The following is a 17555-nucleotide window of genomic DNA, read 5'->3' on the forward strand; positions in this document are numbered from 1 at the left end:
TTATATGTACCCAAATACCCCCAATCCTTCGAATTCCGGGCAGAATCCCTTCACGGTGCAGAAGGAAGACGAAATAGATCTTAAAGTAGTAGTTTTCAATTACCTGCAGTACTGGCTGCTGATCGCGGCGTGCATGTTTGTGGGTGTGGTCGGCGCCTTTCTGTTCAACAGGTATGCGACGAGTATCTTCAGGGTGGAGTCGAGCATCCTTGTGGAAGATGAGGAGCCTGCCCTTGGTATGGACCTTTTCCAGTCCGGCGGTCTGGGAATGCTCAAGGGGAAGAGCAACATAGAGAACGAGATCGGGATCCTGAAGTCCTATACGCTTGCCGAAGAGGCCGTGTCGGCACTGAATCTGAACGTACAGTATTACAGGGAGAACTTCATCACGACCTCGCAGATCTATGAGAAACTTCCGGTGATGGTATCGGTGGACTGGAAGCAGCCGCAGCTGGTTGGCGGCAGGTTCAGGCTGGAAGTGATCAACGGGGAATCGTTTGAACTGAGTGTTGAAGACGATGAATTCAGGATCTACAATCCCCATGACCCCTACTACAAGACCCTTCCCGAAGAATCGGTTTCTCTGGGCAAATCGGTATACAGCTTCGGCCAGGAGATCAAGGGGGAGAATTATTCGTTTACGGTAAACCAGATAGCCTCCCTTCCCGGGGATGTGGTGCTGTTCACGCTGGTGGACACGCCCTCACTGGCGCTGAAATACCGTGAGGAGCTGATTGTAGCCCCGCTCAACAAGCAGTCCTCGATCCTGTCGCTGAGCCTGGAGACTCCCGTCAGGAGACTTGGCGAGGAATACGTCAACAAGCTGATGGAGATGTATCTGGAGCGTGAACTGAACGAGAAGAACCGTGCTGCGGAGAACACGGTAAAATTCATAAACGAGCAGCTGTCGGGGATTTCGGATTCGCTGAGATTTTCGGAGAACAAACTGCAGCAGTACCGTACGGAGAACAAGATTTTCAACCTGTCGGAAGAGGGGTCGGTGATTTTTGAGAGGATGCAGAGACTGGAGACGGAGAAGGGACAGGCGGAGATAAGGCTGAAATACTACCAGACGCTGCGCGGTTACCTGGTGAACGACCATGCGGGCAGTGACATGGTGACCCCGTCGGTGATGGGGGTTACGGATCCGCTGCTGAATTCGCTGGTCCAGGTGTACAGCGAGCTTCAGGCCGAGCAGGTGAGGCTGTCGGCGAATTTCACCGAGCAGGCTCCCGCGGTGAGGGAAAACGCTGCCAGGATCCAGAATATCAGGAAGCAGCTTCAGGAGAACGTAAGTTCTGCTATCGGGAACACGCAGAACGTGATCACGGATCTGATCAGCCAGATCCGGATGCTTGACACGGATGTGAACTCGCTGCCTGAGACCGAGCGGAACCTGCTGGGTATCCAGCGCCAGTTTAGCATCAACGAGAACATCTACATCTACCTTCTGGAAAAGAAGGCGGAGGCGGAGATCACCAAAGCGGCGAACATGCCGAAGAACAGTATCCTTGACTTTGCCAAATCGGGACAGATCCCTGTGGCTCCCAAGCGTACGCTGAACCTGCTGATCGGACTGGTGTTGGGACTGATTGTGCCGATAGGCTTTATTACGGTTAAGGACTTCCTCAACACCAAAATCGAAGATCCGAAAGAACTGGAAAACCAGATCAAAGTGCCTTTGATCGGGATGATCGGAAGGAACAATTCGGATGATGCCATTCCGGTGTTGAACAACCCGCGCTCAACCGTCACGGAGTCTTTCAGGTCGCTGAGGGCTGATATGTCCTATCTGAGTCCGCACCGGGATAATCTGACCATACTCTTTACCTCCTCGATCTCGGGAGAGGGAAAGACCTTCGTGTCTATCAACGTGGCGTCTGTGTATGCCCTTATGGGCAAGAAAACGATCCTGATAGGATTGGATTTGAGAAAGCCGAAGATTGCGGAGGATTTCGGTTTGGCAAACGACAGGGGGATGAGTACCTGTCTCAGCACGGACATCCCGTGGCAGGAAGTGGTGAAACCCACCGGACACAAGGACATGGACGTGATTCTTTCGGGGCCTATTCCCCCCAATCCGGCAGAACTGCTTTTGCAGGATAAGTTCGGTGAAATAGTGAAGGAACTGAAGGCTGCCTACGATGTGGTAATCTTTGACTGTCCCCCTGTGGGACTGGTTTCAGAGACCAAAGAGCTGTTCGGGTTTGCCGATATCAGCTTCTTCGTGTTCCGTCAGGGATATTCCATGAAGGGCAATACCCAAATATTGAACAATCTGGTGGAAAAGGGGGGAGTGTCCAAGATCTACGGGATCCTCAATGATGTCCATATAGACAAAGGCTACGGGTACGGGTACGGCTATGGTTACGGGTACGGCTATGGCAACAATTCCTATGGCTACCATGAAGAGGTGCAGTTGCCGTGGTGGAAACGTGCATTGAGAAGGAAATAAGCCTATAATTCTAATAAGATTTAAGAATCGCAGACGAAAGTTTGCGATTTTTTTATGCAGTTTTTAAAACCTCAGGGTGCACTGAGGATAATACAGTTCAGTGTTATCCCTCATCTTCTATAAACAGGCAACTGCTTATTTAGAAAAGCGTATTCCATTAGGGGAATTTTTTTTCACTTGTCTTGTGAATAAGTAGTAATGGATGCTTTTTTATATTTAATGGGTAACTTGGCATCCTAAGCCTTAGAACCTAATTCGACTCATTTATCTCTCAGAAATGGGATTTCGATTGTTCTTTGCCTCTGTCAATTCCGAATTGAATTCATTTCCCAACTCATGAAGCTATACATCAAATACATGGTCAGTTTGCGCTGCAAAATGATGGTCAAGGAAGAATTGAAAAATCTGGGACTTCATCATGTAATGGTTGACCTGGGAGTAGTAGAAATTCTTGAAAATATCAGTCCGGAACAAAGAGCCTTGTTAAAAAGGAACTTGTTAAAATCAGGATTGCACCTATTGGATGACAAGAGAAGTATCATTATTGAGAGCATCAAAAACCTCATCATCGAGATGATTCATTACTCTGAGGAGTTGCCCAAATTGAATTATTCTGATTATATCAGCGAAAAATTGGGGTATGACTATACTTATTTGGCCAATATTTTCTCTGAAGTGAAAGGCTTAACCATTCAGCAGTTTATCATCATTCATAAAATTGAGCGGGCAAAAGAACTGCTGATCTATGATGAGCTGACTTTGACTGAAATTGCTTACAGGCTGCATTACAGTAGTGTGGCACATTTATCCAATCAATTCAAGAAAATTACGGGTCTTACTCCTACATTTTATAAGCAATTGAAAGATAAGCGTAAGCAAAATCTCGAGGATATATAAAGGCTATAACCTGTTCTGAAAATCGTGATCTGCATACCGTATTTTAGACAGGTGGGATCTCGCATAGTTAATAATAATACCTGATTTCATGTGGTGCTTAGGATTCAATACCTAAAATTGAAAGGCTGATTTTTCATGCTGAAAGCATTTCACTCAACCCAATATAAAATAACGGTTAATGAGGTGATTATACCCCATCTTGCCTAAGATGTGGGATTTATGTAAGCTTTAGCCGGTCTAGTGTAACACATTCCAACTTGATTTATGAGACTTTTGGAAATAGGACTAGAAGTCTTAATTAGCACTAAAAACAAGATCATGTCTAAAGAAAAAGAAGGTAAAAGCAAATCTGATAAAACTGCCCCGTCCAAAAATTTAAAAGAAAAAAGAGCTGCTAAAGCCGCAAAGAAGAAAGATAAAGGAAGTGATGATTAAGGTATTTGGTGTTTTCACCCTTTGATAATTAACTATGGTAAAGGCAGAGTTTGAGAAATCCACTCCACATAGGCTGATCGATTCAGTCGAGTATGTGCCGGGATCAGTGGTAATTAGATCCATTTTGACAAAGCAAACCGGAACGGTTACTGTTTCATCATTTGATGCGGGAGAAGGGATGATGACGAAATCATCTCCATTCGACAACCTCATACAGATACTTGATGGAATTGCTGAGATAATCATCGAAGAGAAATCGAATATGGTAGAAGCGGGTGAGTTGATCATAATTCCTGCTCACTCAAAGAACCGTATTACGGCAAATAGCAAGTTTAAAATGTTGTCCACAGTAATCAAAAGTGGGTATGAGGATGTTAGCATTTAAACTCAAAACCTAAGAAATAATGGACTTACAACAAGGCAGTAATTTCGAGGTAGGTGATTTGGTGTATGATAAGAAAAACCCTGAGACCAAGTTGATCATTAGGAAGTATTATGCAGGAATCTACTACTGTACGTTTGCTGACTTTCCTATGAAAAAGGAATTAGCTCTTTTCGAAAGAGAATTGTTAATCAATAGATAGAAAAATAAACAGCTGATGACTACACAAATGATAGCCTCCAATCCTGTCATTGGCGAATTTGAGCATGGAGGCATTGAATAGTTTAGAAACTGGATTTAGAGGCCTCACGCAATAAATCCAACCCAACGATAATTGACACCTATTTTCTTCCTCAGAACGGTAATCTAGCATCAAAGGAGTCTTCCTTCGATCCGATTGAAGTAATCACTTAGCAATTAATGAACAAATACCATGAATATCACAAGAAGCTGGAGGGAACAAAAAGTAATGCTCAAACAGAGGTATTCGATTTTAAACGATGCTGATTTTGAGTTTCAGGAAGGACAACGGGAAGGAATGCTCGAAAAACTCTCTCAAAAACTCAAAAAGACCAAAGATGAGCTGCAATTGCTATTTGCAGAATTGCAGACTTATTGAGTAGAGCAAAGGCTGAGCATTCGCTCATCCGATAAGGATGGGAAAAGTAACATAACAAACAGTACCAATGAAAAATTTAAAATTTGACAAATCGGGAAGTTCAGAATTCTCAAAAACTTTACGAAATAGAGTAAATGCATATTTCAAAGGGACGAATACTTCCATCTATGGAGATAGGAGCATGGTGATCAAGACCATTATTATGCTTTCGGTATTCTTTGTTCCCTTGATTATTATGAGCACGGGATTGATTTCCAGCCCTGCGCTTATATTTGCGTTTTACATCACCAGTGGTCTTGGGATGGCTGGAGTGGGCATGGGGGTAATGCATGATGCCATTCATGGATCTTATTCTAAGAGTAAGCAGGTGAATAAGTTTGTGGGATATACCATGAATCTCATAGGGGCCAATGCAAGTGTATGGAGAATACAGCATAACGTACTCCACCATACCTATACCAATGTAGATGAAGGGGATGATGATATCAATGCGCCATTTTTCTTGCGCTTTTCTCCAAATGCCAAGCGCTATTGGATTCATCGGTTTCAATACCTCTACATCTGGTTCTTCTATGGCCTTTCTACCGTATCATGGATTACTATGAAGGATTTTGTAAGAGTTAAAAGATACAGGGATATGGGGTTTTTCAACAAGGAAGGTGAATTTGGCAAAGAACTGTTGAAAATCACGGGATGGAAACTTCTCTATTACTCATATGCGCTGGTGCTGCCCTTGATTATGGTGCCACTGCCGGCATGGATTATTGTATTGGCATTTTTCAGTATGCACTTTGTCACGGGTATCTGTATAAGCTTAGTCTTTCAGACAGCCCATATTATACCCGATGCAGTTTTTCCAAAGGCTGATAAGGATGGGCTTATTGCCAATGATTGGACAGTACATCAGCTGGCCACCACAAGTAATTATTCACCTAAGAGTAAAGTTTTCTCTTGGCTAATAGGGGGACTGAATTTTCAGGTAGAGCACCATCTGTTTCCAAATATCTGCCATATACATTACCGTGAATTATCCTTGATTGTGTCCCAAACTGCCAGGGAATACAAAGTGCCGTATATGGTAAAAAAAACATTTGTAGCGGCTCTATGGGATCATATTACGATGCTTAGACAACTTGGAAGGGCTTAAATCTTAAATTGGTTTTTAATACAAAATTTCATTATAATTTAACCTGAATGGGTTGAATATTAACCGATTTTTGTCTTTCAAAGATTATTATCATATAATTAGGTGTTGAAAATAGGTAGTCACGACTGCTCAACATTCTTTACTAGTAGCATTTAATTAAGGTAATCCGATTTTGGAAGCAATAGATTCTCCCTTTTTGAAACAGGTAGTGAACGGGCTTGTCCAAGGTGATGAGGCATGCTTTGAGAAACTATACGGATTGTTTTCCGGGAAAATTTATGCTATATCCAGAAAGATGAGACTTGGGCATGAAGATGCCGAAGGGGTGGTACAGGAAGTCTTTCTGAGAATCTGGAAAAATAGGCAGAAGTTGGATCCTGAGCTTTCTATCAACGCCTATATGATTGCTATCCTTCGATCTTTGGTTATTAAAAAAGTAAGGAAGGAAGCGCGTTTTTTTGCCTTTAAAGAGTACCAGATTCCACTTTTGAAGCCGGTTTCCTCTTACAGTGCAGACGGTGATCTCATCTACTCGGAATTTCATAACCTGTCTTTGGAGATAATCGAAAAACTGCCTCCTGCCCAACGGCAGATATTCAAGTTGAGACATCTGGAGAATCAGTCTATAACGGAGATTTCCGAGGCACTCAATCTTTCCAAACGTACGGTGGAAAACCAAATTTTCAGGGCTACAAAATCCTTTAAAGAAGGACTTGCAAAATTGGAGATTGTTTCCACAGGAGTTTGGGTAATCAGTCTAAAAGCAATACTTGCTTCGTTTTTGGAGGGCTGATCCGACTCCTTTCTAAGGAAAATCTTAAATATTCCAATTTTTTTTGAACTCTATGTGAGTAGATCCCCACTTCTGTGGCTATATATAGTAGAACACAGTCATGATGGATTACACGAAGAAAATAAATGATTTTTTTGAAGGAAAGCTTTCGCAGGAAGAAGCTCAGGAATTGCTTGATTTTCTGGAAAGCCAGGAAGCTGATGAATTTTTATCTGCAGAGATCATTCAACTATGGTCAAGTAAATTAAAAGCAGAAGACTATAATTGGGACAATAAAGCGGTATGGAAAAAACTCAATCATAACAAATCCAACTACGCCCGTCCGTACCTTCATAGGGAAACTCACCACAAAAAGAAGGCTTGGGGCCCATGGCTGAGAGCAGCAGCGGTATTTTTGATTATCGGCTGCTCCACACTCTTTTTTGTCAATCGTGATAAATATAGGACTACACAGGATCAGGAGCAGTTGCTGGATACCAAGATGATCAGCAAATACAATCCGGCTGGCCAGAAAACCAAGGTTATTCTCCCTGACGGCTCCACTGTCTACCTTAACTCAGAAAGCAAGATTGTTTACCCGGCAAATTTTCAACTGGATAGATCAATTTCTTTAGAGGGTGAGGCATTTTTTGAAGTAGCGAAAGATACTAAGCATCCTTTCACGGTAGAGTCTAATGGGATTGTGACCAAAGCACTGGGTACTTCTTTTAATATAAACACATTTGAAACCGATGGTAGAGTAGCTGTCACATTGTTGACCGGGAAGGTGGAACTCAAGCAGCTGGACACAGAAAATATCATTGAACTCAATCCTGGAGAAGGATCTGTATTGTCCAGAAATGATAGCCAACTGAATAAAATGCCTGTTGAGGCAGAAGATATGATTCTGTGGACTAAGGGAGTCTTAAAGTTCAATAACACTACTGTGGACCAGATGGCTGCCAGGCTAGAAAGGTGGTACGGAGTGAAAATAACTGTACAGGGCAATAAGAAGAAACAGCTTGCCAGTGGGACTTTTGATTCTGATGAAAGTCTTCGGAATGTCCTGACTGTGCTGGGTGAATCCTTGGATTTTAGCTATGAATTAAAAGATAAAAAGGTGATAATCAGACTAAATTAGAGGCCTATGGGAAAATCCACTTAAGGACAAAAAAACAGGAACGTACTGCGAATACGCTCCTGCGAAAATTAAAACACTCTACCCCTGAATTCAAGATTTGCATACTGTCGTCTTGGGGAATTATCATGTTTCAACTTATCATCCAAACATATGAAAAAAATATTACCATTAATAGTCATGTCTATTAAGCTACTGGCCAGAGGGCTCGCTATTCTTTGCATTTCTCTCAATCCCTTATTGGCCAATACCTCTAAAGCTCAAGTAAAAAGCATTGATGAAGTCTTTCTGAAATTGGACAAAAAACCAAGATCACTGGTTCAATTTTTTAATGAAATAGAGAAAAAGACTGAATTCAAGTTTTTCTACACACACGCTGCTGTGGATTTAGACTCGGCTATTTCTTATCTAAATGACTCGGAAAGTGTAGAGAAACATCTCTATCACATCGCCACGCAGACTGAACTCAGGTTTAAGCAGGTCAACAATGCAATCAGTGTAGTCAGAAAAGCAAATTTGGCTGACCGCTTAGTAGCAAAAGAAGAATTTGCTGAGAGAATCACGGGAACTGTGAAAGATGCATCCGGAGAACCTATGCCGGGGGTCTCTGTTTTGGTAAAAGGAACCACCACGGGAACAGTAACAGATTTGGACGGAAACTACTCCATCGAAGCCAATCCGGGCCAGACATTGCTATTCTCATTTATTGGGTATGAGCGAAATGAGGTGCTTGTAAGTTCAGATACGGTAATTGACCTGATCCTGACAGAGGAAGAGAATTCTCTGGATGAAGTGGTGGTAGTAGGATATGGGACTGTTAAAAAGAAAGATATAACGGGCGCAGTCAGTGCAATAAACTCTGAGGAACTCAAAGACCAACCCGTAGTCAGCGTAGACCAAGCCATGGCAGGTAAAATGGCAGGGGTTGTGGTCACCCAGGCGACGGGAGCTCCCGGAGGAGGATCTTCTGTGCGTATCAGAGGGGCGGGTTCTCTCAGTGCCGGAAATGAACCGCTATACGTCGTGGACGGATTTCCTGTCACCAATGATTTTGATCAGCGAAACAATCCCCTCAATACGATTAATCCTGCCGATATAGATAATATACAGGTATTGAAAGATGCTTCTGCCACTGCTATTTATGGGTCAAGGGGATCCAATGGAGTAGTGCTGATTACAACTAAATCCGGCAGAGAAGGGATGGCGAAAATCGAGTTTAATGTAAACACAGGTATTCAACAGGTGGAAAAGACCTTGGATGTATTAAATGCATCAGAGTTTGCGTCCTATGTCAATGAAGCAAGAAATAATGCATGGGTAAATTCAGGACCTGGAAGATCAGCTTCTGATCCAAATTCAGAGCGTATCCAGAATGTCATGTATTTGATTCCCGAAGGATTCGAAAATCCGTCGGCATTAGGCAGAGGTACTGATTGGCAGGATGAAATATTCCGTACAGCCCGAATGAGTGATTATCAGCTGAATTTTTCCGGCGGAAATGAGAAAACCAAATATTTTGTTTCAGGTGGATATTTAGAGCAGGAAGGAGTAATCATTAATTCCGACCTCAAGCGCTATTCATTTCGGATAAATGTAGAATCGCAGATGAACGATAGGGTAAAAGTAGGCGCAAATATTACTCCTTCCTATACTTTCTCTAATCAGTCACTGGCCGAAGGGAATTGGCAAGGTGGCGGGATAATCCAGTCTGCTATCACCGCAGGTCCTCATTTGGCACCCTATGATGCAGAAGGTAATTATACCCAAATAACAGGGCTAGGTATAGGTACTTCGGAAGTAGATAATCCGGTGAAAATCGCCAAAGAATATTTTCACCAACAAAAGAACCTACGACTACTGGGTACTGCGTTTACGGAAGTGAAACTGATCGATGAGCTTAAATTTAAAGCATTGGTCGGCACGGATATCAGAAGCTTTAGAGAGGATATTTTCAGTTCTTCTATTATCAACCCCAATAGTGTTAATCCCACCAAGCCTGCGGTAGGCTCCAATAATACTGCACAGACTGTAAACTGGCTATCGGAATTTACCTTGAGCTATGGCAAAACACTTGGCAAACATAACTTTGATGCTGTTCTGGGATACACAGTTCAAAAAGAAACATTGGAAGTCAGCCAGATTACCGGGACTAATTATGCCAATGACAATATTAAAACCACAAATGCCGCGGGGCTGATTACTCAAGCTCTGAACACTCAGGAAGAATGGTCTTTGCTGTCTTTTCTGGCGCGAATAAACTACAACTACGATGATCGCTACCTTCTGACTGCGACTTTCCGTCAAGACGGTTCTTCTAGATTCGGATCGGACAATCGCTGGGGATCATTTCCTTCGGTGTCACTGGGATGGAGGCTATCTGAAGAAAATTTTCTAAAGCAGGTTCCATGGCTATCTGAACTGAGGCTACGGGCAAGTTATGGATTGACGGGAAATAACTTTATAAGTAATTACGGAGCAATAGGATTGACCGGAATAGAAAATTATCCTTTGGGTACAAGCATCAGCAATGGTATAAGGCTGACCAATATCCCAAATTCGGCTTTGGGTTGGGAAAAAAACCGGCAGATGGATTATGGAGTGGAGTTCGGGGTCTTTCGGAATAGGATATACCTGTCTGCTGATTATTACATCAAACGAACTTCAGATCTCTTGCTGAATGTTCCTGTACCTACCTTGACAGGATACACCAATGCGCTTCAGAACATAGGGGAAATAAAAAACAAGGGTTTAGAATTTACCCTCACTAGCAGAAATTTGGTGTCTGATTTCAGTTGGACTACAGATTTTAATATTTCATTCAACCAGATCGAAGTCATGGCATTAGGGCCTGACGGATCTCCAATCATTTCCCGACAGGCAACTTCAGCTTCCTCTCCCACACACATTACTCAAATCGGATCTGTGCCTGGAAGCTTCTATGGCTATCAGGTGATAGGAGTGTATCAGAATCAGGAAGATATAGAGAATAGTGCGGTGGTTATGAATGGAGATGGTACTGTTCAGTCTATTCCGGGAAGATTGAAATTTGCCGATATGAATGGGGACGGTATAATAGATGCAGAAGACAGAACAATTCTAGGCGACCCTTTCCCTGATTTTACGTATGGTATGACCAATAGATTTGCGTATAAGAATATCGATTTTTCTTTTACCCTTCAGGGAGTACAGGGGTTTGAAGTGCTCAATTTGGCCAGAAGATATTATGGAAATTATGCAGGTACCTACAATGTACTAAGCAGCACGGCTAATGGATGGAAATCTGAAGCTGACCCGGGAGATGGGACCAGTCCAATGATAGACAGAAACTTCAATGCTTATGCAGGAAGCAATGTTGTCAACAATGTGACCTCTGCGTTTGTAGAAGACGGTTCTTTCTTAAGAATAAGAAATATCACGTTGGGTTACACCTTTCCTGCCAAGATGTTGGAGCGTATAAAAGTTTCCAATGCCCGCTTGAATTTCACGGTTCAAAATGCTTACACGTTTACTAAGTATGAAGGATTCAATCCGGAAGTATCCGCCCAGGGCGGAAATCCTCTTGTTCCCGGCGTGGATGCAGGGGGATATCCTTTGGCAAGGACATATATGTTGGGTTTAAATGTAGGCTTCTAAACGTATTCTCATGAAAAATATACTAAAATATAGCTCGCTTTGCGCCTTATTGGTGATACTGATGAGCGCATGCAACAGTGATTTTCTGGATTTGGCTCCCATATCCCAAGAGAACAGCACCAATTTTTATAAAACAGCCTCAGATATGGAAAATGCCTTGACGGCAGTGTATGGGTCTTTACAATATGGAGGAACCTATTATTCTTCCATGCACGTGATCGGAGAATTGAGATCAGACAATACCGAAATCACCAATCCCAATGCCGGTGCAAACCTGCAAGCAGTGGATGACTTCACCAATGATGCCGTTAATTCCATCAGTAGCACAACCTGGAATGCCCATTATCAGGGAATTCAGGCTGCAAATATTGTGATCGACAAAATCGTGGAGGTTTCCATGGATGAAGAACTTAAAGCACGCTATGTGGGCGAAGCTAAATTTCTTCGGGCATTGCTGTATTTTAATCTGGTACGGATTTATGGAGATGTCCCCCTTGTACTTCAGATGATTACCAACCCGGAGCAAGGATATGCGTTTACCCGCAATTCCGTAGAGGAAGTCTATGCACAGATTATAGCTGATTTGACTGTCGCTGAAACTGATCTTCCTTATAGCTATGCTAGCGCTGAAGCGGGTAGAGCTACAAAGGGAGCGGCCATGGCGCTGCTGGGCAAAGTATATCTGACCAGAAAAGACTGGCAAGCTGCTTCTCAAAAGCTGAAGGACGTTATTGATGCGTCAGGTCAGACAGGGTACCGGTTGATGGATTCTTATGGTGATATTTTTGGTCCGACTAATGAGAATAATGCCGAATCTATCTTTGAAGTACAGTTCAGTAGCAGCTCAAATGGAGAAGGTAGCCCTTTCACCAATCAATTTGCCCCAATTGGTTCAGGTACCGCTGTAGTAGCTGTGGGTAACCCATTGGGTCAAAATATCCCTACAGGAGATATGGATGCCGCGTATGGGGAGAATGACCTTCGAAAGGAATATTCTATGGCTACTTCTTATCAATTGAACGGCAATGAAGTGATGCATAACTATATCCTAAAGTATTCGGGAACCCCTGCTGCCTACCTTGACAGCGACAATAATTGGATTGTATTGCGCTATGCTGATGTACTGCTGATGTATGCAGAAGCGCTTAATGAGATTTCCTTCCAGCCTGATGGAGAAGCTTTTGTGCTGCTGAACCAAATCAGGTCAAGAGCAGGGCTCCCTGAGATGACAAGTTCTGCCTCCGGTCCTGAATACCTGATTACCTCACAACAGGAATTCAGGGATGCGGTGGCCAAAGAACGGAGAGTGGAACTAGCCTTTGAAGGGCACAGATGGTTTGATCTGATTAGGACTGATGAGGCATTGAATGTATTGTCTGACAAGGGAATGCAGTCCCATCATGTCTTATTCCCTATACCTCAAAGCCAGATAGACATCAATCCGGGAGTGATAGAGCAAAACCCGGGATACTGATTTAGATAAATCTATAGCGTAACAATTGAAGTTTCCTGACCACCCCGATATCCGGGGTGGCTGGAGGCTCTTTTTCAACAATGAAATGGGCTTGGGCACAGAGAAGGTATTCCTGAAGTGGATTTCAAAGTGGGGATGAAAGTGCAAAATATATCCAGCTTCTGGAGAAGCAGGATAACACGGCATCCCCCATCCCCGATAGTGGATGATTTGAGTTATCCGCATCGTGTATGTCGCCATTGGTAGGAGGGGAGAAGAGGCGGTCTAGCTACATTGGGAGAGATTGCTTCGTTCCTCGCAATGACGAATGACGTTCATCCTGCCCATTACCACTAAGCTGTGTCCGCTGTGAAAACTTTCTGGACGCTCTGAGTATTAAACTTTCGAAAAAAGAAGGAATCAATCTAGAATTCAAATGACAACTAATACACATTTTGTGAAGGCTATTTATTTTTTATCAGTACTGATGACGAATAGTACCTCATTCGCCCAAACGGTAACTACTCTTAACCAACAGGATACTGGCTATAGGGGAATCTGGTACAGCAATGAACCCTCAAACGATGAGTTTGTCTACAAGTACAGCGGAGGGCTGGCTACTTATCCGGCAAACCATTACCCGTTTTCAGTCTATTCCAAGAAAGTAAACAAGACTTTTTTTTGCTATGGGGGGGCGGATCCGGGGGGCAACACACTCTATCACATGATTTCATATTTTGACCATAGTACAGGGCAGGTTCCCAGACCGACTATTGTGTTGGACAAGGAAACGGACAATGCTCACGATAATCCTGTCATGAACATTGACAAAGAAGGCTATATCTGGCTTTTCTCCACGGCAAATGGAACTTTGAGTCCTTCCTATGTACATAAAAGCAAAAGGCCATACGATATTTCGGAGTTTGAACAGGTGTTTGCCGACAAAATTGAGCATGGAGAGGCAGTGAAAATGGATAATTTTTCCTACCTCCAAAGTTGGTATCAGCCAAAAAAGGGATTTATCAACTTGTTTACCCACTATCAGACAGGAGTGATCCCCGACCAGCCGGATAAGCCAAGAAGAACGATTGGTTTTATGACCAGCCGGGATGGGGAACATTATTCCTCATGGAAAGATATCGCTGCCATAGAAGAGGGACATTATCAGACTAGTGCACAATCCGGGAAGATACTGGGTACTTCATTTAATTTCCATCCTTACCGCAAAGAAGGTAATGGCCTCAATTTCAGGACGAATCTATATTACCTACAAACAGCTGATTTTGGTAAAAGCTGGACAAATGCGAAAGGGCAAAAGATAGAAATTCCGCTGAGAACCAGTCAAAATGAAGCGCTGGTTAAAGATTACCAGACTGAGGGATTACTGGTTTACATCAATGACTTGGAATATGATGGTCAAGACAGACCTGTCATCTTGTACCTCACCACTAAGGGGTACGAAGCAGGGCCTGAAAATGGCCCAAGAGACTGGTTTACCGCCAGATTTACAGGAGAAGATTGGGAGATTTTGCCTGTAACTTCCTCTGACAACAATTACGACATGGGTTCCCTATACATTGATGAGCAGGGAATATGGCGAATAATTGGGCCTACCGCCTCAGGGCCTCAAAAATTTAACACCGGAGGAGAGATGGTTCTCTGGACTAGCATGGATCAAGGCAAGACCTGGTCAAGCAAGCAACTCACACAAAAAAGTAGATATAATCACTCTTACGCCAGAAAGCCGGTGCATGTAAATGAGGAGTTCTATGCTTTCTGGGCAGATGGCCACGGCCGGGAAAAGTCAGTTTCAAATCTTTATTTCTGTGACCGGGAGGGTAATGTCTACCTGCTGCCTGCAAAAATGGAAGGGCAATTTGCAAAGCCTGAATTAATCTCAGCTCATGATGATAAGTAAAGGAAAACATCTGGGAGCCTTGTTGATACTGGTATCGATACTTGGCTGTGAGCAGCAAAATAGGTATTCCTTGAAGCGGCTCGACAGTGTTCTACTGGATGAATCAAGACTAAAAGTGGAGGTGTTGGCATCGGGTCTGGAAGTTCCGTGGGATTTAGAGATGGATGATACGGGGTTTCTCTGGGTCGCCGAGCAAAAAGGGAAAGTGTCCCGGGTGAATCCGGAAACGGGAGCCCAACAAAACCTTCTACAGTTATCGGATGTCTGGCAAGAACGTACTTCGGGTCTGTTGGGAATGGCAGTACATAAGGACTTTAAGAAATTCCCCTATGTGTATCTCAACTACACTGCGAGAAGCGACAGCGGGATTATTAGCCGTCTTGTTCGCTATACCTACGAAAGTGATTCTTTGGTTCAGCCTTTTCCTTTGCTTGAAATTGAAGGGGGAACATCCCATAATGGGTCAAGATTGGCTTTTGGTCCCGATGGAAAGCTGTATTGGGCTACAGGTGATGTACATGACTTTACTTATGCCCAAGATGCCCGGATCCTGAACGGGAAAATTCTCAGGATGAATGAAGATGGAAGTATTCCGGAAGATAATCCGGATCCTGAAAGCTATGTCTGGGCATTGGGATTTAGAAATATGCAGGGACTTGCTTTTTCGTCAAAGGGGTTCCTGTATACCTCCGAGCATGGAGATGCGATCGAGGATGAAGTAAACTTGATCCAAAAAGGAGGAAATTATGGCTGGCCTCACATAGAAGGTAAACATGACCTCGAAAATGAGCGGGATTTTGCCGAAAACAACAATACGTTGGAGCCCTTAAGATCATGGACACCTGTTATTGCTCCCTCAGGCATTACCTATTATGGTTCTTCTGCTATTCCTGAATGGCGTAATTCTTTGCTGTTGACAACCCTTAAAGGCAAAAGCCTGCGGATTCTATTTCTGAATGGGACCGGGGACGAAATTACAGGCGAAGAAATACTCTTTGAAAACCACTACGGAAGACTTCGTGATGTAGTATCCGGTGCCCATGGCGAAATCTACCTGAGCACCAGTAACCTGGACTGGAATCCCCAGCCTGGATTTCCGCTGGACGGAGATGATAAGGTATTAAAAATCAGCCCTGCCAATGAAGTGTCTTCGACTCCATTAATCCCTGTAAATGCACAGCAGGCTCTAGCTCAGAACGGAAAGGATCTGTACCTCAGCTATTGTGCTTCTTGTCATAAGGAAGATGGGGCGGGCGTACGGGATGTGTTTCCCTCTTTAAAAGCATCGGGATTGATTAATGGAGATCCCGCTAAGTTGATCGATGTGGTGCTTAAAGGATCCGGAAGATCAGAAAGTGGGCAGCAGATGCCAAGTTTTGCTTTTCTGAGCGATAGTGAAGTTGCTGAAATCCTCAACTATATCAGAGATGAATGGGCAAGTAGTCCAACTAGTATTTCCCATGACTTAATCAAACAAAGCAGATGAGTATAGAACAAAATAAACTTAAGCAGGCACTGAAGAGTCTTGGGCCCGGAATAATTACCGCAGCCTTGGTCTTTGGCCCGAGTAAGATGACGATTACCTCCAAGCTGGGGGCTGTATATGGTTATGATACACTATGGCTGGTAGTAGTGGCGATTTTTTTTATGCTTGTGTTTACGGATATGGGAGCGAGAATAGGACTTAGCAGTTCACTTACCTTGCTTACCCAGATCAGACAAAAGTGGGGAAGAACTGTAGGAATCATTATAGGAATGGGGGTTTTTCTGGTAACTACCTCTTTTCAGGCCGGCAATTCAATTGGTGTTGGGATTGCCGTGGCTGAAGCTACACATACTGACAGCTGGATTTGGGTTTTGGTATTTAACCTGGCAGGAATGAGCCTGTTGTTTTTTAGGAGTTTCTATAAAACACTGGAAAAACTGATGATTACCCTTGTTGCATTGATGCTACTGTCTTTCATGACCACATTGGTGCTTATCAAACCTGACTTCACCCAAATTACCTCAGGCTTTGTGCCAAGCATTCCTGCCGGCTCTGAGGCGATTTTAATAGCCTTCGTAGCCTCCTGCTTTTCAATTGTCGGGGCGTTTTACCAGTCATACTTGGTTCAGGAGAGAAATAAAACCAAGACAGATAAGCCCGATAACAATACCAGTATTACAGGCATTCTCATTTTGGGAGTGATGAGTGCGGTGGTCATCATCTGTGCAGCAGCGGTTTTGAATCCACAGGGAATTCAGGTGAACTCCGCTTCTGAAATGTCCAAAGCGCTTGAGCCCTTATTTGGCTCGGCTGCCGCTTATTTGTTTCTAGCGGGACTTTTTGGAGCCTCATTCTCTTCTCTTATCGGTAATGCGACGGTAGGAGGAAGTTTATTGGGAGATGCCATGGGATTTGGAAGCGGCTTGAGTTCGGGGAAAGTCAGAGGTTTGATAGCCTTGGTAATGGCATGTGGGGCAGCTATCTCTCTGTGCTTTGGAAAGCTCCCTTTAGAACTGATCATCTTCGCCCAAAGTGTTACAATTTTTCTTGTTCCATTTATAGGCGTTGCCATGTATGTGGTAGCAAATGACAAGCAATTGATGGGAGAGCGGGTGAACTCCACTTTTTCAAAAGTCACTGGGGCGATAGGCTTGGTGCTTTTGGTGGCTCTTGCAGTATGGAACTTCAATGAGCTTTTTATCAAATAGAATTTAGAACAA

At 43.5% G+C, this 17555-nt stretch carries 13 protein-coding genes; all 13 read left to right on the top strand.

The features are described 5' to 3' along the window. Positions 1-4 precede the first annotated feature (4 nt). The 13 genes from J2X69_RS09745 to J2X69_RS09805 all read left to right on the top strand — a co-directional run bounded on the left by J2X69_RS09745 (position 5) and on the right by J2X69_RS09805 (position 17543). Positions 5-2455 (top strand): polysaccharide biosynthesis tyrosine autokinase, encoded by a 2451-nt coding sequence (locus J2X69_RS09745; RefSeq protein WP_310102264.1) that lies wholly within the window; start codon positions 5-7, stop codon positions 2453-2455. A gap of 336 nt (positions 2456-2791) precedes the next feature. Continuing rightward, positions 2792-3352, top strand: a complete 561-nt coding sequence (locus tag J2X69_RS09750) for a helix-turn-helix domain-containing protein (protein ID WP_310102267.1) — start codon at positions 2792-2794, stop codon at positions 3350-3352. Positions 3353-3821: 469 nt separating this feature from the next. After that, a complete protein-coding gene (locus J2X69_RS09755) occupies positions 3822-4172 on the top strand; it encodes a cupin domain-containing protein (RefSeq protein ID WP_310102271.1) in 351 nt (116 codons plus the stop codon). A gap of 19 nt (positions 4173-4191) precedes the next feature. After that, on the top strand, positions 4192-4371 hold the full coding sequence (locus tag J2X69_RS09760; RefSeq protein WP_310102274.1) for a hypothetical protein: 180 nt from the start codon (positions 4192-4194) through the stop codon (positions 4369-4371). 231 nt (positions 4372-4602) lie between these two features. Then, positions 4603-4788, top strand: coding sequence for a general stress protein CsbD (locus J2X69_RS09765; RefSeq protein ID WP_310102277.1), 186 nt, complete (start codon positions 4603-4605; stop codon positions 4786-4788). A 67-nt stretch (positions 4789-4855) separates the two neighbouring features. Then, complete coding sequence (locus tag J2X69_RS09770) at positions 4856-5935, top strand: acyl-CoA desaturase (RefSeq protein WP_310102280.1); 1080 nt, start codon at positions 4856-4858, stop codon at positions 5933-5935. A 172-nt stretch (positions 5936-6107) separates the two neighbouring features. Then, the gene (locus tag J2X69_RS09775; RefSeq protein ID WP_310102283.1) at positions 6108-6728 is read left to right on the top strand and encodes a sigma-70 family RNA polymerase sigma factor; all 621 of its coding nucleotides are present in this window, start codon (positions 6108-6110) and stop codon (positions 6726-6728) included. Positions 6729-6828: 100 nt separating this feature from the next. Further along, positions 6829-7848 (top strand): FecR domain-containing protein, encoded by a 1020-nt coding sequence (locus tag J2X69_RS09780; protein WP_310102285.1) that lies wholly within the window; start codon positions 6829-6831, stop codon positions 7846-7848. Between the two features lie 150 nt (positions 7849-7998). Continuing rightward, positions 7999-11478 (top strand): TonB-dependent receptor, encoded by a 3480-nt coding sequence (locus tag J2X69_RS09785; protein WP_310102287.1) that lies wholly within the window; start codon positions 7999-8001, stop codon positions 11476-11478. A 10-nt stretch (positions 11479-11488) separates the two neighbouring features. Beyond that, positions 11489-12952, top strand: a complete 1464-nt coding sequence (locus J2X69_RS09790) for a RagB/SusD family nutrient uptake outer membrane protein (RefSeq protein ID WP_310102290.1) — start codon at positions 11489-11491, stop codon at positions 12950-12952. 415 nt (positions 12953-13367) lie between these two features. After that, positions 13368-14849: a BNR-4 repeat-containing protein gene (locus J2X69_RS09795; protein ID WP_310102294.1), complete on the top strand. Its 1482-nt coding sequence runs from the start codon at positions 13368-13370 to the stop codon at positions 14847-14849. Next, complete coding sequence (locus J2X69_RS09800) at positions 14836-16335, top strand: PQQ-dependent sugar dehydrogenase (RefSeq protein ID WP_310102297.1); 1500 nt, start codon at positions 14836-14838, stop codon at positions 16333-16335. The genes J2X69_RS09795 and J2X69_RS09800 overlap by 14 nt, the downstream gene beginning before the upstream one ends. Then, a complete protein-coding gene (locus tag J2X69_RS09805; protein WP_310102300.1) occupies positions 16332-17543 on the top strand; it encodes an Nramp family divalent metal transporter in 1212 nt (403 codons plus the stop codon). The genes J2X69_RS09800 and J2X69_RS09805 overlap by 4 nt, the downstream gene beginning before the upstream one ends. The last annotated feature ends 12 nt before the right edge of the window (positions 17544-17555 follow it).

The organism is Algoriphagus sp. 4150 (genome assembly GCF_031457395.1).
Taxonomy (GTDB): domain Bacteria; phylum Bacteroidota; class Bacteroidia; order Cytophagales; family Cyclobacteriaceae; genus Algoriphagus.

Bases quoted from the DNA above. Each gene is read 5' to 3' on its own strand.
- J2X69_RS09745 (WP_310102264.1), top strand. From the start codon at position 5: ATGTACCCAAATACCCCCAATCCTTCGAATTCCGGGCAGAATCCCTTC.
- J2X69_RS09750 (WP_310102267.1), top strand. From the start codon at position 2,792: ATGAAGCTATACATCAAATACATGGTCAGTTTGCGCTGCAAAATGATG.
- J2X69_RS09755 (WP_310102271.1), top strand. From the start codon at position 3,822: ATGGTAAAGGCAGAGTTTGAGAAATCCACTCCACATAGGCTGATCGAT.
- J2X69_RS09760 (WP_310102274.1), top strand. From the start codon at position 4,192: ATGGACTTACAACAAGGCAGTAATTTCGAGGTAGGTGATTTGGTGTAT.
- J2X69_RS09765 (WP_310102277.1), top strand. From the start codon at position 4,603: ATGAATATCACAAGAAGCTGGAGGGAACAAAAAGTAATGCTCAAACAG.
- J2X69_RS09770 (WP_310102280.1), top strand. From the start codon at position 4,856: ATGAAAAATTTAAAATTTGACAAATCGGGAAGTTCAGAATTCTCAAAA.
- J2X69_RS09780 (WP_310102285.1), top strand. From the start codon at position 6,829: ATGATGGATTACACGAAGAAAATAAATGATTTTTTTGAAGGAAAGCTT.
- J2X69_RS09785 (WP_310102287.1), top strand. From the start codon at position 7,999: ATGAAAAAAATATTACCATTAATAGTCATGTCTATTAAGCTACTGGCC.
- J2X69_RS09790 (WP_310102290.1), top strand. From the start codon at position 11,489: ATGAAAAATATACTAAAATATAGCTCGCTTTGCGCCTTATTGGTGATA.
- J2X69_RS09795 (WP_310102294.1), top strand. From the start codon at position 13,368: ATGACAACTAATACACATTTTGTGAAGGCTATTTATTTTTTATCAGTA.
- J2X69_RS09800 (WP_310102297.1), top strand. From the start codon at position 14,836: ATGATGATAAGTAAAGGAAAACATCTGGGAGCCTTGTTGATACTGGTA.
- J2X69_RS09805 (WP_310102300.1), top strand. From the start codon at position 16,332: ATGAGTATAGAACAAAATAAACTTAAGCAGGCACTGAAGAGTCTTGGG.